The organism is Frankia alni ACN14a, from assembly GCF_000058485.1.
Taxonomy (GTDB): domain Bacteria; phylum Actinomycetota; class Actinomycetes; order Frankiales; family Frankiaceae; genus Frankia; species Frankia alni.
The window spans coordinates 726,126-744,697 of sequence record NC_008278.1; the positions used below are offsets into that span (position 1 = coordinate 726,126).

Sequence of the window (18,572 nt, forward strand, 5' to 3'; positions counted from 1 at the left end):
GGTGCCGGCTCAGACCAGGCCGGCCTGGTTGGCCAGGACGGCGAGCTGGGCCCGGTCGCGGGCGGCCAGCTTCACCATCACCCGGCTGACGTGGGTGCGGGCCGTCGCCGGGCTGATCACCAGGCGGGCGGCGATCTCGTCGTTGGACATCCCACGGCCGACGAGGCTCATCACCTCACGTTCACGTACGGTGAGCCCGCTCAGATCCGGGGCCGTCACCGCCGGTCGGCGGGCGAACGTGTCGATGACGAGCCTTGTCACCGTGGGCGACAGCAGCGATTCGCCCGCCGCCACCACCCGGATCGCCCGCAGCAGGTCCGCGGGCTCGGTGTCCTTGAGGACGAAGCCCGAGGCGCCGGCGCGCAGGGCCTCGAAGACGTACTCGTCGACCTCGAAGGTGGTGACGATGACGATCCTGGTCGCGGCCAGCCGTGGGTCCGCCACGATCGTCCGCAGCGCCGCCAGGCCGTCGACCACCGGCATGCGGATGTCGAGCAGCACCACGTCCGGCCGGGTGGCTCGAACGATGTCGACGGCAGCCCGACCGTCCTCGGCCTCGCCGACGAGGTCGAGATCGTCCTCGGTCTCGATGAGGACCCGCAGCCCGAGCCGGACCAGCGGCTGGTCGTCGGCGATCACGACGCGAATCACGCGCGCACCTGCGCCCGCTCGCGGCGCGGCAGCGGCAGTTCGGCGCGGACCTGCCAGCCGCCGCCGGGCCCCGGGCCGGCGAACAGGACCCCGTCCAGTTCCGCCGCGCGTTCACGCAACCCCGTCAGTCCCTGGCCGCCCGGCCTCTGCCCGCCGGGGAGCGCGTCGTGCGCCCGCTCGGACGCCTGCGCCCGCTCGGACGCCTGTGCCGGCCCGGACGCCTGTGCCGGCCCGGACGCCTGTGCCGGCCCGGACGCCTGTGCCGGCTGTGGCGACTGTGCCGGCTGCGACGGCTCGGGTGGCTCGGGCCGGTCGGTGACGTCGAGGGCGAGCCGGCCTCCCGCCGTGGCCAGGGTCACCCGGACCCGGGTTCGGCCCGGCGGTGCGTGGCGCAGGACGTTCGTCAGCGACTCCTGGATGATCCGGTAGGCGGCCAGGTCGAGGTCGGCGGGTAGCCCGGTCAGCAGGTCGCCGTCGTCCTCGGTGACGAGCTCGATCGGGACGCCACACAGGCGCACCTCGTGCAGCAGGGTCGGCAGTCGGCCCAACCCGGTCAGCGGCGGCTCGGGCCGCGGGCTCGCACCGGCCGTGACCCGGGGATCGCCCGATCCTGCCCGCTCGCCCACGGGCGAGCGGTCGTCGACCGCGACGGCCCCGCCTGCGCGGGGCCCGCCTGCGCGGGGCCCGCTGACGAGAGTGATGCTGGTGTCGGTGCCACCGCCCTCGTGCTGGCCGTCGCCGGCGCCGGTGCCGCCGCCCTCGTGCTGGCCGGTTCCGCCGCTCTGCTGGCCGGCGCGGGTGAGGGCGAGGGTGGAGCGCAGCTCGTCGAGCGCGTCGACGCTCGTGCGGCGGATCGCCTCCAGGGCCACCTGGGCCTGCTCGGGCCGCCGGTCCAGCACGTGCAGGGCCACCGCGGCCTGCAAGGAGATGACCGACAGGCTGTGCCCGACCACGTCGTGCACCTCGCGCGCCATCCGCAGTCGTTCCTGCTCGATCCGGCGTCCGGTCGCCTCCTGGGCGGCCTGGGCCGCGGCGACGCGGTTGAGCCGGATCAGTGCGCCGACCAGCGCCGGCACGCTGCACAGCGCGATCCCGCCGACCGTCTCGAACACCAGCCCCCAGCCGCCGGTGGCGTAGCCGCGGGCATCGCCCACGGCCGACCCGACCAGCAGGGCGACGTTCGCGACCAGCACCGCCCGCCGGGACGCACGCCGATCGTGGTGCAGGCCGACGGACAGCGCCGCCACGACCAGGGGAGTGACCGCCGGGCCGTGCGGGTAGCCGGCGGCGAAGTACAGACCGAGCAGCAGGCTCGTCGAGAGCAGCATCACCAGCGGCACGCGGCGGCGCAGCAGGACGGTCCCGGTGAGCAGGGTGAGCAGCACGAAGGCCGGCGCGTCGAGGGCCCGGGCGGGTGGGACCTGGTCCTGGGCGGCACCGTTCGACCCGCCGATGACCACGGCGGCGGTGGCGACCAGCGCCATGACATCGCACACGGTCCGCAGGGGGCCCCGGCGTCGCACCCGGGCGCGGCCGGGCGGCGGCGACGGGCGCGCGAGTGCCAGCGCCCGCGCGGCCGCCGATCTGTCCGTGCTCGTCATCACCGTCGACGGTAGCGAGCCGGTGGCGTCGGGACATCCGTCCCTGGACGTACTCGACGTACCTGCCCCGACGTACCTGCCCCGACCTGCCTGCCCCGACCTGCCTGCCTGCCCCGACCCTGCCGTGACGTGCCTGCCGTGACCTGGCCACCCCGACGTACCTGCCGCGGCCTGCCGACCGGGAGGCGCCCGGCTTGTTACGCTCCCGACCGGATCCGGTGGATGCCGTCGGCGGGGAGGCCGCATGCTCGTGTCGGGAACGCCGCCGACGTTGCTGTCACTGTGGTATCTGGCGGCCTGCCTGGCCGATCGGGGCGACCGGTTGGAGTACCGGCACCCCCTGGTCGCGGTCCGCAACGCGAACAATGTGGTCGTCGGCGGGCTGGACGTGGTGCGGGGCGAGCCGGCGGCCTCGGCGGTCATCCGCGGGGACGGCTGGTGGTCGCGCGCGGTGCTCGGCACCGCCGCCGCGGCCCTGCCGCCGATCGACGGCAGGGCGCTCACCGGGCTGTGGGCGACCTTCCAGGGCAAGGCGGGCGCGGTGGCGCTGCTGCCGGCCGAGCTGCGCCACGCCCGGATCGAGGCGGCGGCGGCCCGGGCGGGCGTCCCCGCCGCCCTCGCCGGCCGGCTGTTGAGCTGGTCCGACGCGGTCGTGGAACACTTCCGCCAGCAGCCGGTGATCGGATGATCATCGCCATCGAAGGTGTCGACGGGGCGGGCAAGAACACGCTGACCGGCCGGCTCGTCGCCCGGCTCACCGACGCCGGGCGCAGCGTGGCGACCCTCGCCTACCCGCGCTACGACGCCGAGCCCCTCGGACCGGCCATGCGCGGGCTGCTCGGGGGCGATGCGCGGCTCGCCCCGCTGGCCGCCGCCCCCCGCGCCACGGCGATGATGTTCGCGCTCGACCGGGCGGCGTCGCGGCCCGCGCTCGACGCCCTGACCGACGCCAACGACGTGGTCATCCTCGACCGGTACATCGCGTCGAACGCCGCCTACGGCGCGGCGCGGCTGCCGGCGGCCGAGCGGGCGGGCTTCCCCGCCTGGGTCGCCGATCTCGAACTCGGCTCGCTGGCCCTGCCAGCCCCGGACCTGCAGGTGCTGCTGCGGGTGCCGGTCGCCAAGGCGCGGGCGGGCGCGGCGGCGCGGGCGGGCGACGACCCGGACCGGCCGCTGGACGCTTTCGAGAGCGACGGCGGGCTGCAGGAGCGGTGTGCGCGGATGTACGAGGATCTGGCGGCCCGAAACTGGATTTCGCCCTGGTTGATCGTCGACCGGGACAGCGCTGTCGGCCTCATCGAGGGGTGGCTCGGCGCCCTGCTGCGCTGATCGCGTCGCGTCGCGGCTCCCCGGACCCTGACACTCACAGATCACCGAGGGGCATGCGGGCTAGCAGCCGACGAGGCAGCTCGGCAGGACGATCGGCGGCATGCGCACGACGACGCCGGGATCGGCGCGCGAGCGGTGGTCGTGCGGCGCGGGCGCCGGGGTGTGGTGCGACGTGGACGGTGCCGCCGCGGTCATGGCCGGCTGGCCGGCGCCCGCGGTGCTGACGGCACTCGGGCCGACCGAGGCCGGGGCCGTCGCCGGCGAGTGCCGGATGGTGGCGGGCCGAGGCGGGGACACCGGGTCCTTGCGCCCGAGCGACGGCAAGGTGGTGCCTCCGCCGGCCACGACCGAAGCGGCGGAGGAGGGATGGCCCGCAGGAGGCCGGCCGGGCACGGGCGCGGCGGTGGTGCCGCCGGTGGCGGAGGGGGTCGGCTCCCCGGCACCGACCGCGTCGTCCGGCGCGGCGGCGCCGCGCTGCCCGATCAGCACCGCGACGGCCACGGCGGCGATGGCCACGATCCCCAGGCCAAGCTGCGGGAAGGTGATCCGGTGGATGCTCCCTCGGTGCACGCTCACGCGGGCTCCATCCGTCGACGGCGACGACGGCCGGACCGTAGCACGTGTACCTCAGATCGGGACACTACCGCCTGATCCGTGCACTACGGACACTCGGCAGAGCCCGCCCGGAACCGCACCGGTCAGACGGAGGTCAACGCCTGCGCGCGCCGTGCCAGTCGGGCCTGGGTGTGTTCGAACTTCTCCTGCTGCTGCGCGGCGGCCGCGTCGAGGCCGGCGAGGAAGGTGGCGACCTCCTCGCGGGCTTGTTCGCCCGCGGCGTCCAGCCCCGTCAGGTCGAAGAAACGCCACTGGCGCAGGATCGGCGCCACCACGTCGTCATGGTGGACACGCAGGTTGTAGATGCCGGCCCGGGCGATCTGGATGGCCTTGCGGCCGAAGTCGCGGATGCCGACGCCGGGCATCACGAAATTGAGGATCTCGTCCCGGATGGCCTCCACCGTCCGGGACGGGGCGATCTCCAGCGCGGCGGCCACGAGATTCCGGTAGAAGATCATGTGCAGGTTCTCGTCGGCGGCCACGCGGGCCAGCAGCTTCTCGGCGACAGGCTCCCCGCAGAAACGCCCCGTGTTGCGGTGGCTGACCCGGGTCGCCAGCTCCTGGAAGGACACGTACGCCATCGACTGCAGCGGCGTGATGCCGGGCCGATCGAAGCCCCGGCTCATCTGGTACATGCGGTCACGTTCGAGGGCGACCGGGTCGACCCCCCGGGTGACCATCAGGTAGTCGCGCATCGCGATCGCGTGGCGGCCCTCCTCGGCCGTCCACCGGTGCACCCAGGTGCCCCAGGCGCCATCCTGGCTGAAACCGTCCGCGATGACCCGGTGATAGCTCGGGAGATTGTCCTCCGTGAGCAGATTGACCTCGAAGGCGATCTGCGCCGCCTTCGACAGGGACGACTGGCCGGGCTCCCAGGGAACGGTGTCGAAATCCCGGCCCAGGCTCCAGGGGACGTAGTCGTGCGGCATCCACTCGGTGGCGATGCCGAGATGCCGGTTCACGTTCGCCTCGGCGACGGGCTCCAGCTCGCGAATCAGCTCGGTGTCCGTGAGTGATCTCATTGGGAGACTGTTCCAGACTGGACGCCCGCCAACCATGTCCCACGGGTGTGGATTCCCGCTCGCGGGACTGTTCCGCCCGGCCAGTTCGCCTGCGCGACCAGGGCTTTCCCACCGGGCCGAGGGGGCCCCGCCGACCTGCGATACCAGCCCCTTCACACGGAACTCTCACGATGCTCCGATGAACTCGGCATCCGGGCCGCCCAGCCACGAGACAACGAGGGAGCCGGACATGGTCGCAGCCCCACGGGTGCTCGTCGTCGACGACGAACCCAACATCGTCGACCTGCTCCGGATGGCCCTGCGCTTCCACGGCTTCGACGTCCTGACCGCGGCGACCGGGCGGTCGGCGCTGCAGCTCGCGGTCCAGGCCCGTCCGGACCTGATGATCCTCGACGTGATGCTGCCCGACGTCGACGGCTTCGAGGTCTGCCGGACCCTGCGGGCCGGCGGCCAGAGCGTGCCCGTCGTCTACCTCACCGCCCGCGACGCCCACCGCGACAAGATCGCCGGGCTGACCTACGGCGGGGACGACTACGTCACCAAGCCGTTCGCGGTGGACGAGCTGGTAGCCCGCGTACGGGCCGTGCTGCGCCGGACGTCGCCGCCGCGGCCCGAGCCCGCACCCGATCCGCCGGCCACCACCCTTCGCTTCGCCGACGTCGAACTCGACCCGGACACCCATGTCGTCCGCCGGGCCGGCGAGCCGATCGAGCTGTCGCCGACCGAGTTCACCCTGCTGCGGTACTTCCTGACCAACCCCAACCGGGTGCTGTCCCGGGTGCAGATCCTCGACGCGGTGTGGAGCTACGACTTCGCGGGCGAGCCGACGGTGGTCGACCAGTACGTCAGCTACCTGCGACGCAAGCTGGGTCGGCACGGGCCGTCGCTCATCCACACGCAGCGCGGCTTCGGTTACGCGCTGCGTCTGCCTGCGGCGGGGACCGGCCGGTGACCCTGCGGCTGAAGCTGATGGCCGGGCTGGTGGCGCTGTGCGCCCTCGGCCTGACCATCGCCGGCACGGCGAGCGCGTTCGCCCTGCGCTCCTATCTCTACGACCGCGTCGACCAGCAGCTCGGCCGCGCCGAGGTGCTCGGTCGGCTGCCGGTCGCAACCCTGCTGACCCGCCCGTCGAGGCTGGACCGAGCCGGGATGGAGCGGGCCGTGGGCCCCACCGACTACCTGGTGGAGATCCGCCGCGCCAACGGCACGGTGCTGCGGGTGGCCGGATCCGCGAGCCCCCCGCCGCCGGCCACCCCGCTGTTGGACGTCGCCGGGCGCGCCGGCATCGGCGGTGCGAGCGGCGGGGCGGGCGGCGGCGGCGCCGGTACTGGCACGGGCTCGCCGCGGAGCCCGGCTCCCTTCACCGTCGTCGCCGATCGCGAGCGTTACCGGGCGGTCCAGCGCGCCTTTCCGGGCGGCACCCGGGTGCTCGTCGCGCTGCCGCTGCGGCCGGTCGCGGACACGGTGCGCCGGCTGGTGCGCATCGAGCTGGCGGTCGGGGCGGCCGTGCTCGCCGCGGTGGCCGCCCTGGCCTGGCTGTGGCTCACCCGCGGCCTGCGCCCGTTGCGCCAGATGGTCGGCACCGCGGCGGCGATCGCCGGCGGCGACCTCGACCGGCGGGTGCCGGCGGGGCCGCCCCGCTCCGAGACCGGGCAGCTCGCGATGGCGCTCAACGCGATGCTCGGCCAGATCCAGACCGCGTTCGACGCGCGGGTGGCCTCCCAGGAGCAGGTGCGTCGGTTCGCCGCGGAGGCGTCGCACGAGCTGCGGACGCCGCTGACGTCCATCCGCGGATATGCCGACCTGCTGCGCGCCGGGATGGTGCCGGCGGACGAGGCCGACCAGGCGCTGCGCCGCATCCAGCAGGAGGCGGCGCGGATGGGTGACCTCGTCGACGACCTGCTCTACCTCGCCCATCTCGACGAGCAGCGGCCGATGCGGCGGGTCGAGCTCGACCTCGCCGACCTCGTCCGCGACGCCGTCGCCGACCTGCGCGCCGCCGCCCCGCAGCGTGCGGTGCACGCCGAGCTCCCGCCGAGCTGCCCCGTGCTCGGCGACCCGGACGCGCTGCGCCAGCTCGTCGGCAACCTGCTCGCCAACGCCCGCGTCCACACTCCGCCCGACGCGGCCGTCGAGGTGCGCCTGCGTGCTGGAGGGCCCGGGCACAGGCTCGGGCCCGCGCCGGGCGGCGCCGTGCTGGACGTGATCGACCACGGGCCGGGCATGCCGCCCGAGGTCGCCGACCACGTCTTCGACCGCTTCTACCGGGCCGCGGACAGCCGGGCCCAGGGCCGCGGCGGCAGCGGGCTGGGCCTGTCGATCGTCGCGGCGACGGCGCAGGCCCACGGCGGCCGGGTCGAGGTCATCAGCGCCGTCGGCACCGGCAGCACCTTCCGCCTCCTGCTGCCACCGGATCATCAGCTACCGGGTGACGCCGTCGGCCTGACCGCGCCGGGTGGCGTCGGGGCCGCGGTGCTGTAGAGGCGGGCGAGGGCGGCGGCGGCGCGGGCCAGAGCGGCGCGCAGCTCCGGAGGATCGACCACCTCCAGCTCGGGGCCGAGCGCCAGCAGCTCGCCCTGCGCGTGCCGGACCGACTCGATCGGCAGCCGCGCGCGGACCCACCCGTCCCCGTCCGGCGGCTCCGCGCTGTCCCGGATGCTCCGGCTGACGGCCGGTGGCAGCCGGTACGGCGCCAGCGCGAGCCCGGCCGGGGACAGGCGCACGGTCGCCGTCGCACGATAGACCGCGGCCTCGTAGCGGGCCGTCCAGGCGGCCCAGTAGGCGGCGAGGTCGAAGTCGGGCGACCGCTCGAACCCCTCCCCGGTCGGCGCCAACGACAGGATCCTCCCGATCCGGTACACCCGCGTCCCCGCGGGCGCACCCGCCTGCTCGGTCCCCCCGCCGTCGCCGGTCCCCCCGCCGTCGCCGGTCTCCTCGCCGTCGCCGGTCTCTCCGCCGTCGCCGGTCTCTCCGCGGTCGCCGGTCTCCTTGGCGTCGCCGGTCTTCTTGGCGTCGCCGGCCGTTTCTGCGGCGGCGACCAGGTACCAGGTGCCGCCCTTGAGGACGAGGCCGAGCGGGTCGAGGACGCGGTCGACCTCGCGGGGGGCCCGCCAGCGCCGGTAGGTGACCCGGAGGCGGCGCTGCGCCCAGACCGCGTCGGCGACCTCGGCGAGCAGCGGCGTGTCCTCGGTCGCCCGGAACCAGCCGGGCGCGTCGAGGTGGAAGCGTTCGCGCACCCGGCCGGCCCGCTCGCGCAGCGGCTCCGGCAGCGCCGCCAGCAGTTTCAGTTCGGCCGCCGCGAGCATGGCGCCGAGGCCCAGCTCGGCGGCGGCCCCCGGCATCCCGGCGAGGAACAACGAGTCGGCCTCGTCCGCGGTCAGGCCCGTCAGTCGAGTGCGGTAGCCGGCAAGCAGCCGGTAGCCGCCGGTGACGCCGCGGTCGGCCAGAACCGGGACGCCGGCCTGCGCGAGGGAGTCCAGGTCCCGGTGGACGGTCCGGACGGACACCTCCAGCTCGTCGGCGAGCTGGCGCGCCGTCAGCTTGCCGCGCGTCTGCAGCAGCATCAGGACGGACAGCAGCCGGCTGGCACGCACGCCCGCATTGTCGCCCGCAAATCCTGACAGAGGAAGTCAGGTATCCCGCCCAGGATGGGTGGCACAGGCAACACCACCAGGTCCGATGGGAGATCATCATGGCGGGAACGGGAACGGAAGCGAGAACGGAGACGCCCGGCGGCACCGTGGCCGAGGGCGTGACGCCTGCGGCGGGCGTCGCGACGGCGGCGTGGGCAGGGTTGATGCTCGACTGTCCGGACGCCAAGGAGCTCGCGACCTTCTACGGTGAACTGACCGGCTGGGGCGTCGGCGGCGCGGACGACGCGGGCGCCTGGGCCTACCTGAGCCCGCCGGGAACCGAGATCATGATCGGGTTCCAGCAGGTGGCGGACTACCACCCGCCGCGTTGGCCGGATCAGGAGGCGCCGCAGCAGTTCCATCTCGACTTCCGGGTCGCGGACCTGCCCGCCGCCGTCGGCCGCGCCGAGGAACTCGGCGCCACCCAGGCGGAGTTTCAGCCCGGCGGCGAGCGCTGGCGGGTGCTGCTCGACCCCGCCGGGCACCCCTTCTGCCTGTGCCCGCCGCCCCCCGCCGCCCCCGCCGACGCGGGCTGACGCCGAGCCCGGCGTGACCCCGTCGCCGCAAACGTCGCGACGCCCGCCGCCGCGACCGGCTGACGGCGGCCCGGCCGCACGGCGGGGGACGTGGGGCCGGGGGCGTGGGGCGTGAAGAAGGTGAAGTAGTCAGCCCATGGTGCGGGCGCCGTCGAGGGACTCGCGCAGGATGTCGGCGTGCCCGCAGTGGTGGGCGGTCTCGGCGATGAGGTGCAGCAGGACCTGCCGCACCGACCAGCTTGCGCCGGGCTCGAACCAGGGCGCCGCGGGCAGCGGACGGGCGTCGTCGAGGTCCGCGACCTCGGCGACGATCCGCTCGGTGCGGCGGGCGACCTCGTCGAAGCGGTCGAGCACGCCGGCCAGCGTCTCGCCGGGCGACAGCTGGAAGTCCTCGCGGAACTTCTGCTCGCGAGCTGTCATGTCGCCGTCGAACGCCGCGGCGCCGACGAGGACGAAGTCCAGCCACTGGTACTCCATGACGGCGACATGCTTGACCAGGCCGGCGAGGGTCAGCTCGCTGACCGTGGTGCGCCGCGAGGCCTGCTCGTCGTCGAGGTTCTGCACGGTGAACCGGAGGAAGGCACGGCGCCGCGCCAGGTTCGCCAGCAGATCGGCGCGCTCGCCGGTGAGCGGGGGCCGGGCCGTGGCGACCCCCTGCCCCCCGTCCGGGGCGGCCGTGGTCGCGTCGGTGGCCGTGGTCGGGCCGGTGGCGGTGGTCGGGTCGGTGCTCATGGTGGTCATCGTCTGTCGCCTCTCGTCGTCGGTCCGCTGACGTCGACGTTAGGGGCGATTGCGGTCAAGTCCTGGCCTCAATCATGAGAGGCGTGCAGGCACGGTGCGGTTCCGCGGAACCGCGATCGGCGCGACCGCGACCGCACGGTTGCCTGCGGTGCGATGCGATGCGCACGGTTCGCCGGTGCCAGACCGCGCAGGACGCACCGCGACCGGTCCCTGCCGTGGTTCGTACTCGCTCGTCTACCGCAGGTCGTAGACGCGGCGGGCGTTGTCGGCGCAGACGAGTCGGGCGATCCGGGCGGCGTCGGCGGCGGTCCAGGCGTCGTCGTCGATGCCGTCGGCGAGGAAGGCGGCCAGGCCGCGGCGGAACAGCGTCGCGCCGAGCAGGAACAGCTCGCCCAGCGCGTAAGCGTCGGTGGAGAACAGGAACTTGCCGAACGGGGCGAGTTCGAGGGCCTGCGCGATCAGGCCGATGGAGCCGCGACCCGTGTTGTTGATCGCGAGCCCCAGGTCGAGGTGGACGTTGGCGAACACCTGGGCGAGGTAGGCGGCCTCGCGGTGGAACGGATAGCAGTGCAGGAGCAGGACGGCGACCTCGGTCGGCGCGATCGCCCGCAGCAGGCCGGTGAGCAGCAGCGGGTTGCCGCGGGCGAGATCCAGATCGGCGTCGCCGTAGCCGACGTGGATCTGCACCGGCAGCCGCGCCTCGACCCCACACCAGATCAGGAACGAATGCAGTACGGGGTCGTGCAGCCGGATCGCGGCGCCACCCCGGATCTCGTTGATCCAGGTGCGGGTGGCGGCGGCGACCTCCCGATCGGTGGGCCGCCGCGCCGGCAGGGCCAGCCCGGCACGGTAGGCCGCGACCGACTTCACCGCGACCGTCGACGGGGTGCGCTCCGCCAGCCGGGCGCGCACCGTGTCGGCGAGGTGGGCGACTCCGATCTGCCCGGTGAGCACGTCCACGGCTGCCCGTTCCGCGATCCGTTCGAGACGTACGACGTCGAGCCCCCGTCCGCCGGCGAACGCGGCGAGGTCCTCGGCGCAGGTCAGCGGCTCGGGCTGGAAGCCGGTGTCGACGCAGAAGGTGCTGATTCCGGACGCACCGAGCAGCCGCCGGTGCACCTCGGCGTGGCCGAGTTCGGCCCGCCGCTCCAGGTAGGTCTCGGGATCGGAGTGCGGTGGCAGGTCGAGCGCCGGGGCGCACCAACGCCGCAGGGCGAGGCCGATCTGGCTGTCGAACAGCGTCGTTCCGGGTGGACCGGGCCGATCGGCCTCGGTGAGCATGCTCTCGAACTCCGGGCGGGTGAGGTCACGCCGGACGAGGCCGTGGCAGTGATGGTCGACGAGCTCAAGCTCAAGGTTGACGAGGTCGGGTCGGCCGACGCCTGCGGAGCGCCCCATCCCTGACCGATCCCCGCCGGGCGGCGTGGTCATGCCTGGCCGAAGCCGTCACCTTGTGTAATCGAACTCTGTGTGCAGGGCCTGTGGATAACTTGTGGATTACTTTGGCCTGCCTGGGGACAGTCGACCCGAACATCGGTGATGTTGGCGTGTTTTCAGATCTTCTTGCCGAGGCGAAAGCTGTGGACAACTCCGTGGACGGCCGCCGGATGCACGGTGGGCATCCCGGCTGGAGCGCGACTCAAGCTTACTTTCCGTAATGGTTGGGCCGGTGTGGGCGGGGTCTCGTCCGGTGTCTCACCCGACATCGGGCCCGCGGGCGCGCGAGCATGGTGCCAGGCGAGACCCACCCGGGGCGGGATCCGTGGGGAAGGCGACATCCGTGGGACAGCGATATCCGTGCCGCAGGCGGCATCCGCGGGAAGGCCGATCGTGAGCGACCCTGCGTGGGACCGGGCCGCGCTGCGGATCAGCGCCAACGGCGGCCGCGAGCGCGACCGACTCGCCGCCGCGGCCAGGCATGCGGCGACGAACCTGGAGGTCCGCGGCGTCGTCTGCGTCGCCTGCACCTTCGTCGACAACAGCGGCATCACCCGGATGAAGGGCGTGCCGGTCGGTCGGCTGGACAGGGCGGTGGTGTGGGGCGTCGGCGCGTCCCCGGTGTTCGACGCGTTCGGCGCCGACGACGGGATCACCACCGGCCGCGTCGCCGGCGGCGCCCTCGGCGGCCCGGTCGGCGACCTGCGGCTGCATCCGGACCTGGACCGGCTGACCGCGCTCGCCGCCCAACCCGGGTGGGCGTGGGCGCCGGCGGACCGCCGTGATCAGAGCGGCGCGCCCCATCCCCAGGACACCCGGCAGCTCGTTCGGGTCGAGGCGGCGCGCCTGGCCGCACGCGGGCTACGGGTCGCGATGGCCTTCGAGATCGAGTGGGCCGTCGCGCCGGCCGGTGCCGACGGGTTCACTCCCGCCGCCGGTGGCCCCGCCTACGGGATGACCCGCGTCGCCGAGCTCGGTGACTACCTTCGCGACGTGGTCGCGGCGCTGACCGAGGAGGGGCTCGTCGTCGAGCAGATCCATCCCGAGTACGCGGCCGGCCAGTTCGAGGTCTCCGTCGCCGCCCAGGACCCGCTCGCCGCCGCGGACACCTGCGTGCTGGTGAAGGAGACCGTGCGCGCGGTCAGCGGGCGCCACGGCCTGCGCGCCTCGTTCGCGCCGAAGGTCCTCGCCGACGGCGTCGGCAACGGTGGGCACGTCCATCTGAGCCTGTGGGGCGATGGCGATGGCGATGACGGCAGTGGCGTGGGTGGCAGTGGCGTGGGTGGCAGTGGTGATGATGGTGGTGCTGGTGGCGACAGTGCGGCCCGGCCCGGCGGGTACCTCGGTGGATACGGGGCGGGGCCGGGCACTGCGGCGGGCGGCGTGGTGGTGGGGGGCTCGTCGGCGGGCGGCGGGTGGCACGGCGGTGGTCGGGTCAACCTGATGGGGGGCGGGAACGGCCCGGGTGGCCTGACCGCGACCGGCGAGGCGTTCGCCGCCGGGATTCTCGCCCGGCTGCCCGCGCTGATGGCGCTCGGCGCGCCGAGCGTGGCCTCCTATCTGCGGCTGGTGCCGTCCCAGTGGGCGAGCGCCTACGCCTGCTGGGGACTGGAGAACCGGGAGGCCGCGCTGCGGATGATCCCCGGCCCGCCGGCGGCCGGGGGCCGGGCGGCGAACCTGGAGATCAAATGCTTCGATCTCGCCGCCAACCCCTACCTCGTGGCGGCCGGTCTGCTCGCCGCCGGCCACGCCGGCCTGGACGGCGCGGCGAGGCTTCCCCCGCCCGTCGACGTCGACCCGGCCTCGCTCGACCCCGCCGAGCGGGCCCGGCGGGGCATCGCCCGGCTGCCGACCGACCTCGGCGTGGCCGTCGCCGCCTTCGCGGCAGACGACGTCCTGCGCCGCGCCTGCGGTCCGGCGTTGCACGACACCGTCGCCACGGTCCGGCGCGCGGAGATCGACCGGTTCGCCGACGCCGACGCGGCCACCGTCGTGGCCGCCACCCGCTGGCGCTACTGACCCGGCAGCGCCGCCCCGCGCTCAGACGACGCGGTGCAGCCCGGCTGCCTGGACGGCCCGCTCCAGGTCGGCCAGGCCGAACGCCTCGACCGGGCCGAGCGCGCCGACGCGGCGGACCGTGCCCGCGGCAAGGTGCCCCGCCATCCAGGCCATGATCCGCCCAGTGAACGTGTACGGGTCGTGGCCGGCCAGCGCGGCGGTGGCGAGCTCCCGGCCGGCGCCGTCACGGGCGCAGGCGATCACCCGAACCCCGGCGCGCGCCCGGTTCGGCGCGTCCGGGCCCCGCCCGCTGGTCGACCGGGCGGCGCGGGCCAGCGCGTCGAGCGCCGCCCGCGTCGGTGGCAGGCGCCGCAGCCCGGCCAGCGGGAACGACAGCGCCTGCGCCGCCCGGGCACCGCCATCACCGCCGCCGCCGAAGTAGGTGGAGACGTCGGTCAGCGCCGGCGCCAGGCGGGGCAGCGTGATCGCCTCCCCGCCGGACCACAGCGCGCCGCGCCGGGCTCCCCGCACCGCCTGATCGGCAGGCCGCGCCCGGCCGGCAGTCCCGGCCTGGTCGACGGGCGTGGCCCGGGCGGCGGGGGCGGAGAACGCGCGCACCTCCCGGGCGAGCGGGCGCTGCACGAGTCGGCCGCCGCGCAGGACGAGGACGCCGTCGCCGAGGGCGGCCAGCAGCGTCGCCCGTGTTCCGCAGCTCATCCCCGTGGGCCCGCTGACGAGGTAGCCGACGTCGAGCCGGCGGGCCGCGTCGCCGGCCGCGTGCAGGGCCAGCGCGCCGGCGAGGTTGCCCGGTACGAACTCGAAGCCGGCGCCGGGGAGCAGCACGCAGCCGGCCGCCGCCGCCCGCGGCCCGACGTCGGCGAAGACGTGGCGCAGGAACGCCCCCTCGCCGGAGCAGTCGACGTAGTGCGCCCCCGCCGCCGCGGCCGCCGCCACCGCCGGGCGGCCGAGCTGGTCGAACGGGCCGACCGTGGAGACGAGCACGTCGCCCGCGCGCAGCAGCCGGCGCAGCGCTGCGGCGTCGGCGGCGTCGGCCACGGCGGTCGCCAGCCCGCCGTGGGCGGCGGCGAGGGCGGCGACCCGCGGGCCGGCGCGCCCGGCCAGCACCGGCCGGTGCCCGGCCGCGACGAGCTCGGCGGTGACCAGCCGGCCCGTGTAGCCGGTCGCCCCGAACACCACGATGGTCCCCGTGGTCTCGGCGCCCGTCGTCTCGGCGCCCGTCGTCTCGGCGCCCGTGGTCGCGGCGACCGTCGGCGGGGAGCCCGGTGGCATGGAGTCCGGCGACTGCATGAAGTTCTCCGGCGGCGTGGGGGTACCGCCTGCCACGGCTGCCGCCGTGCCTTGGTTCTCCATAGCGCCGTCCTTGTGGTGACGTTAGTCCGAACAGTCGATCGTGACCCCCGACACGTTGCTTTGGCGCGTGGGAGCATCGGCCCCTCACAATGATGCGCACCCCGTCCGAGGAGGCGCGCGTGCGTAAGGTCCTGGTCGCAAATCGCAGTGAGATAGCCGTCCGCGTCTTCCGAGCCGCCCAGGAACTGGGGCTGCGCACCGTTGCGGTCTACACCCCGGAGGATGTTTCCGCGTTGCACCGGACGAAGGCGTCCGAAGCGTACGAGCTCGGCGGGCCGGGTCATCCGGTGCGGGGCTACCTCGACATCGACGCGCTGCTCACGGTGGCCAAGCAGGCGGAGGCGGACGCGCTGCACCCCGGCTACGGCTTCCTGTCGGAGTCGGCGGTGCTGGCCGAGGCGTGCGCGGCGGCGGGGGTGACCTTCGTCGGGCCGCCGCCGTCGGTGCTGCGGCTGACGGGAGACAAGGTCGCCGCGCGCAACGCGGCGATGGCGGCCGGGCTGCCGGTGCTGCGCGCGTCCACGCCGCTGCCGGACGGGCAGGGCGCGGCGCAGGCGGCCGAGGAGGTCGGGTTCCCGCTGTTCGTGAAGGCCTCGGCGGGCGGCGGCGGGCGGGGACTGCGCCGGGTGGAGCGGGCGGCGGACCTCGCCGACGCGGTGGCCAGCGCCTCCCGGGAGGCCGCGGCGGCGTTCGGCGACGGGACCGTGTTCCTGGAGCAGGCGGTCGATCGCCCCCGTCACATCGAGGTGCAGGTCTTCGCCGACTCCTACGGCAACATCATCCACCTGTACGAGCGGGACTGCTCGGTGCAGCGCCGCCACCAGAAGGTCGTCGAGATCGCCCCGGCGCCGAGGCTGGACGAGGCGATCCGGGCGAGCATCTGCGCGGACGCGGTCCGCTTCGCCCAGCACGTCGGCTACGTCAACGCCGGCACCGTCGAGTTCCTCCTCGGCGCCGACGGCCAGTACACGTTCATGGAGATGAACCCGCGCATCCAGGTCGAGCACACGGTCACCGAGGAGGTCACCGGCGTCGACCTGGTCGCGGCCCAGCTGCGCATCGCCGACGGGGAGAGCCTCGCCGACCTCAACCTCGGCCAGGACCAGATCGCCCTGCGCGGCACCGCGATCCAGTGCCGGGTCACCACGGAGGACCCGGCGGACGGCTTCCGGCCCGACACCGGGACGATCAGCTTCTACCAGTCTCCGGGCGGCCCCGGCGTCCGCCTCGACGGCGCGACCTACGCCGGCGCCGAGGTCAGTCCCTACTTCGACTCGCTGCTGGTGAAGCTGACCGCGCGGGGCAGCACGCTGGAGAAGGCGGCGCGCCGCGCGCGCCGGGCGCTCAACGAGTTCCGGGTCCGCGGCGTCCGGACCAACATCGACTTCCTGGGGCGGGTGCTCACCGACCCCGACTTCCTCGCCGGCGGGGTGACGACGTCGTTCATCGACGAGCGTCCGGAGCTGCTTCTGCCCGGCCGGGGTACCGACCAGACCAGCCGGACGCTCGCCCGCCTCGCCGAGAGCACCGTCAACGGGTTCCGGCGACCGGCGCACGCCCTGGTAGACCCGCGCATCCGGCTGCCCGAGCTGCCGCTGCTGCCCGACGGCCAGGGGGTGGCGATCGGCCCCGGCTCGCCCGCCTGCCTCGGCACCGGCACCGGTGGCGGCAGTGGTCAGGGGCTGTCCGGCGCGGGCCTCACCGGCGTCGCGGTGCCCGCCGGCTCGCGGCAGCTGCTCACCGAGCTCGGCCCCGCCGGCTGGGCGGCGCGGCTGCGCGCCCAGGAGGCGCTGGCCGTCACCGACACCACCCTGCGTGACGCCCACCAGTCGCTGCTGGCCACCCGGCTGCGCAGCTTCGACATCCTCGCGGCGGCGCCGTCGTTCGCCGCCCTGACGCCGAACCTGCTCAGCCTGGAGGCGTGGGGCGGGGCGACGTACGACGTGGCGCTGCGGTTCCTGGCCGAGGACCCGTGGGAGCGGCTCGCGGCGCTGCGGTCCACCGCGCCGAACCAGTGCCTGCAGATGCTGCTGCGCGGCCGCAACGCGGTCGGCTACACGCCGTACCCGGACGACGTGGTGCGGGCGTTCGTCGCCGAGGCCGCCGCGACCGGCGTCGACATCTTCCGGATCTTCGACGCCCTCAACGACATGGAACAGATGCGCCCGGCGATCGAGGCGGTCCTGGAGACCGGCACGGCGATCGCCGAGGGCACCCTGTGCTACACCGGCGACCTGTCCGACCCCGGCGAGCAGATCTACACCCTCGACTACTACCTGCGCCTCGCCGACCAGCTCGTCGCCGCCGGCGTGCACGTGCTGGCGATCAAGGACATGGCCGGGCTGCTGCGCCCCGCCGCGGCGGCGACGCTGGTCACCGCTCTGCGCGAGCGGTTTGACCTGCCCGTCCACCTGCACACGCACGACACGGCCGGCGGCCAGCTCGCCACCCTGCTCGCCGCGTCCGCGGCCGGGGTGGACGCCGTCGACGCCGCCGCCGCGCCGATGTCCGGCGGCACCAGCCAGGTGAACATGTCGGCGCTGGTCGCCGCGACCGACCACACCCCGCGGGCGACGGGGATCGCGCTGTCGGCGCTGTCGTCGATGGAGGCCTACTGGGAGGCGGTGCGCGACCTGTACGCGCCGTTCGAGGCGGGCCTGCGGGCGCCGACCGGGGCGGTGTACCGGCACGAGATCCCCGGCGGGCAGCTCACCAACCTGCGCCAGCAGGCGATCGCGCTGGGGCTCGGGGAGCGCTGGCCGGCCGTGCAGGAGGCGTACGCGGTCGCCAACGAGCTGCTCGGCAAACCGATCAAGGTGACGCCGACCAGCAAGGTCGTCGGCGATCTGGCGCTGTTCCTCGTCGGCGGCGGGGTGGACGTCGCCACGCTGCGGGAGCATCCCGAGCGCTTCGACCTGCCCGCGAGCGTCCTGGGCTACCTCGCCGGGGAGCTCGGCACGCCGCCGGCCGGGTTCGCCGAGCCGTTCCGGGAGCGGGCGCTGGCCGGCCGCCACCCGGCGCCGCCGTCGGCCGACCTCGACCCCGCCGACGCCGCCGAGCTCGCCGTCCCCGGCGCCCGGCGCCGCGCGGCGCTGTCCCGGCTGCTGTTCCCCGGCCCGTGGAAGGACTACCTGGCCGCCGCCGACAGCTACGGCGACTCGTCGCTGGTCCCGACCGAGCCCTACCTGTACGGGCTGCGGCCGGGCGTGCCGGTGGCCGTCACGCTGGAGCCCGGCGTCGAGATCATCATCGAGCTGGAGACGCTGTCCGAGCCGGACGACGCCGCCATGCGAACCCTGTACCTGCGGGTCAACGGCCAGCCCCGGCCGGTCCGGGTCCGCGACAACTCCATCACGGCGACGACGGCCTCGGCGCGCCGTGCCGACCCCGGCGACGCGAACCAGATCGGCGCCGGGCTGCCCGGCATCGTCACCTTCACCGTCGCCGCCGGGGACACCGTCACCCAGGGCCAGAAGCTCGCGGTGGTCGAGGCGATGAAGATGGAGGCCGCCGTGACCAGCCCCGTGGCCGGCACCGTCGGCGAGCTCGTCCGCGCCAACGGCGACTCCGTCGAGGTCGGCGACCTGCTGCTCGTCGTCCGCCCCTGACCGACGGGCTCGACTGCGCACCCGCGGGGCC

The 18,572-nt window shown here is 74.9% G+C and carries 15 protein-coding genes; 7 read left to right on the forward strand and 8 right to left on the reverse strand.

Features of this window, described 5'->3' with window-relative positions; all coding sequences use genetic code 11:
* Nucleotides 1–9: 9 nt before the first annotated feature.
* On the reverse strand, nt 10–651 hold the full coding sequence (locus FRAAL_RS02900; protein ID WP_011601913.1) for a response regulator: 642 nt from the start codon (nt 649–651) through the stop codon (nt 10–12).
* On the reverse strand, nt 648–2,252 hold the full coding sequence (locus FRAAL_RS34125; protein ID WP_050996992.1) for a sensor histidine kinase: 1,605 nt from the start codon (nt 2,250–2,252) through the stop codon (nt 648–650). The genes FRAAL_RS02900 and FRAAL_RS34125 overlap by 4 nt, the downstream gene beginning before the upstream one ends.
* A gap of 244 nt (nt 2,253–2,496) precedes the next feature.
* Here FRAAL_RS34125 and FRAAL_RS02910 point away from each other — a divergent pair, with 244 nt between their 5' ends.
* Both FRAAL_RS02910 and FRAAL_RS02915 read left to right on the forward strand, forming a co-directional pair.
* On the forward strand, nt 2,497–2,940 hold the full coding sequence (locus FRAAL_RS02910; RefSeq protein ID WP_041938745.1) for a hypothetical protein: 444 nt from the start codon (nt 2,497–2,499) through the stop codon (nt 2,938–2,940).
* A complete protein-coding gene (locus FRAAL_RS02915; protein WP_011601916.1) occupies nt 2,937–3,581 on the forward strand; it encodes a dTMP kinase in 645 nt (214 codons plus the stop codon). Before FRAAL_RS02910 ends, FRAAL_RS02915 begins: the two co-directional genes overlap by 4 nt.
* Before the next feature lie 60 nt (nt 3,582–3,641).
* On the opposite strand, the gene FRAAL_RS02920 is transcribed toward FRAAL_RS02915, so the two are convergent.
* Complete coding sequence (locus FRAAL_RS02920) at nt 3,642–4,157, reverse strand: hypothetical protein (protein WP_011601917.1); 516 nt, start codon at nt 4,155–4,157, stop codon at nt 3,642–3,644.
* A 122-nt stretch (nt 4,158–4,279) separates the two neighbouring features.
* Nucleotides 4,280–5,218, reverse strand: a complete 939-nt coding sequence (locus tag FRAAL_RS02925; RefSeq protein ID WP_011601918.1) for an acyl-ACP desaturase — start codon at nt 5,216–5,218, stop codon at nt 4,280–4,282.
* A gap of 229 nt (nt 5,219–5,447) precedes the next feature.
* Between FRAAL_RS02925 and FRAAL_RS02930 the strand changes: the two genes are divergently transcribed.
* Nucleotides 5,448–6,170, forward strand: a complete 723-nt coding sequence (locus FRAAL_RS02930; protein WP_011601919.1) for a response regulator transcription factor — start codon at nt 5,448–5,450, stop codon at nt 6,168–6,170.
* Nucleotides 6,167–7,699, forward strand: coding sequence for a sensor histidine kinase (locus tag FRAAL_RS02935; protein WP_011601920.1), 1,533 nt, complete (start codon nt 6,167–6,169; stop codon nt 7,697–7,699). Before FRAAL_RS02930 ends, FRAAL_RS02935 begins: the two co-directional genes overlap by 4 nt.
* Here the strand turns inward: FRAAL_RS02935 and FRAAL_RS02940 are convergent.
* Entirely contained in the window at nt 7,636–8,811 is a 1,176-nt protein-coding gene (locus tag FRAAL_RS02940) for a helix-turn-helix transcriptional regulator (RefSeq protein WP_011601921.1), read from the reverse strand. The genes FRAAL_RS02935 and FRAAL_RS02940 overlap by 64 nt on opposite strands.
* A 98-nt stretch (nt 8,812–8,909) precedes the next feature.
* Here FRAAL_RS02940 and FRAAL_RS02945 point away from each other — a divergent pair, with 98 nt between their 5' ends.
* On the forward strand, nt 8,910–9,386 hold the full coding sequence (locus FRAAL_RS02945) for a VOC family protein (RefSeq protein WP_011601922.1): 477 nt from the start codon (nt 8,910–8,912) through the stop codon (nt 9,384–9,386).
* Nucleotides 9,387–9,515: 129 nt separating this feature from the next.
* Here FRAAL_RS02945 and FRAAL_RS02950 read toward each other — a convergent pair whose 3' ends face one another.
* Entirely contained in the window at nt 9,516–10,118 is a 603-nt protein-coding gene (locus FRAAL_RS02950; RefSeq protein WP_231861477.1) for a DinB family protein, read from the reverse strand.
* Between the two features lie 243 nt (nt 10,119–10,361).
* Entirely contained in the window at nt 10,362–11,525 is a 1,164-nt protein-coding gene (locus tag FRAAL_RS02955) for an amidohydrolase family protein (protein ID WP_041938746.1), read from the reverse strand.
* Nucleotides 11,526–11,957: 432 nt separating this feature from the next.
* Here FRAAL_RS02955 and FRAAL_RS30175 point away from each other — a divergent pair, with 432 nt between their 5' ends.
* Nucleotides 11,958–13,583 carry a type I glutamate--ammonia ligase gene (locus FRAAL_RS30175; protein ID WP_011601926.1) on the forward strand — a complete coding sequence of 542 codons (1,626 nt, stop codon included), beginning with the start codon at nt 11,958–11,960 and terminating at the stop codon, nt 13,581–13,583.
* 21 nt (nt 13,584–13,604) lie between these two features.
* Here FRAAL_RS30175 and FRAAL_RS02965 read toward each other — a convergent pair whose 3' ends face one another.
* Complete coding sequence (locus FRAAL_RS02965) at nt 13,605–14,933, reverse strand: saccharopine dehydrogenase NADP-binding domain-containing protein (RefSeq protein ID WP_011601927.1); 1,329 nt, start codon at nt 14,931–14,933, stop codon at nt 13,605–13,607.
* A gap of 119 nt (nt 14,934–15,052) precedes the next feature.
* Between FRAAL_RS02965 and FRAAL_RS02970 the strand changes: the two genes are divergently transcribed.
* Nucleotides 15,053–18,541 carry a pyruvate carboxylase gene (locus FRAAL_RS02970; protein ID WP_041940113.1) on the forward strand — a complete coding sequence of 1,163 codons (3,489 nt, stop codon included), beginning with the start codon at nt 15,053–15,055 and terminating at the stop codon, nt 18,539–18,541.
* Nucleotides 18,542–18,572 lie beyond the last annotated feature (31 nt).

Excerpts from the sequence above, each read along its gene's own strand:
- FRAAL_RS02965 (WP_011601927.1), bottom strand. The coding sequence starts at position 14,933 with ATGGAGAACCAAGGCACGGCGGCAGCCGTGGCAGGCGGTACCCCCACG.
- FRAAL_RS02955 (WP_041938746.1), bottom strand. The coding sequence starts at position 11,525 with ATGGGGCGCTCCGCAGGCGTCGGCCGACCCGACCTCGTCAACCTTGAG.
- FRAAL_RS02945 (WP_011601922.1), top strand. The coding sequence starts at position 8,910 with ATGGCGGGAACGGGAACGGAAGCGAGAACGGAGACGCCCGGCGGCACC.
- FRAAL_RS02930 (WP_011601919.1), top strand. The coding sequence starts at position 5,448 with ATGGTCGCAGCCCCACGGGTGCTCGTCGTCGACGACGAACCCAACATC.
- FRAAL_RS02910 (WP_041938745.1), top strand. The coding sequence starts at position 2,497 with ATGCTCGTGTCGGGAACGCCGCCGACGTTGCTGTCACTGTGGTATCTG.
- FRAAL_RS02925 (WP_011601918.1), bottom strand. The coding sequence starts at position 5,218 with ATGAGATCACTCACGGACACCGAGCTGATTCGCGAGCTGGAGCCCGTC.
- FRAAL_RS02950 (WP_231861477.1), bottom strand. The coding sequence starts at position 10,118 with ATGAGCACCGACCCGACCACCGCCACCGGCCCGACCACGGCCACCGAC.
- FRAAL_RS34125 (WP_050996992.1), bottom strand. The coding sequence starts at position 2,252 with ATGACGAGCACGGACAGATCGGCGGCCGCGCGGGCGCTGGCACTCGCG.
- FRAAL_RS02915 (WP_011601916.1), top strand. The coding sequence starts at position 2,937 with ATGATCATCGCCATCGAAGGTGTCGACGGGGCGGGCAAGAACACGCTG.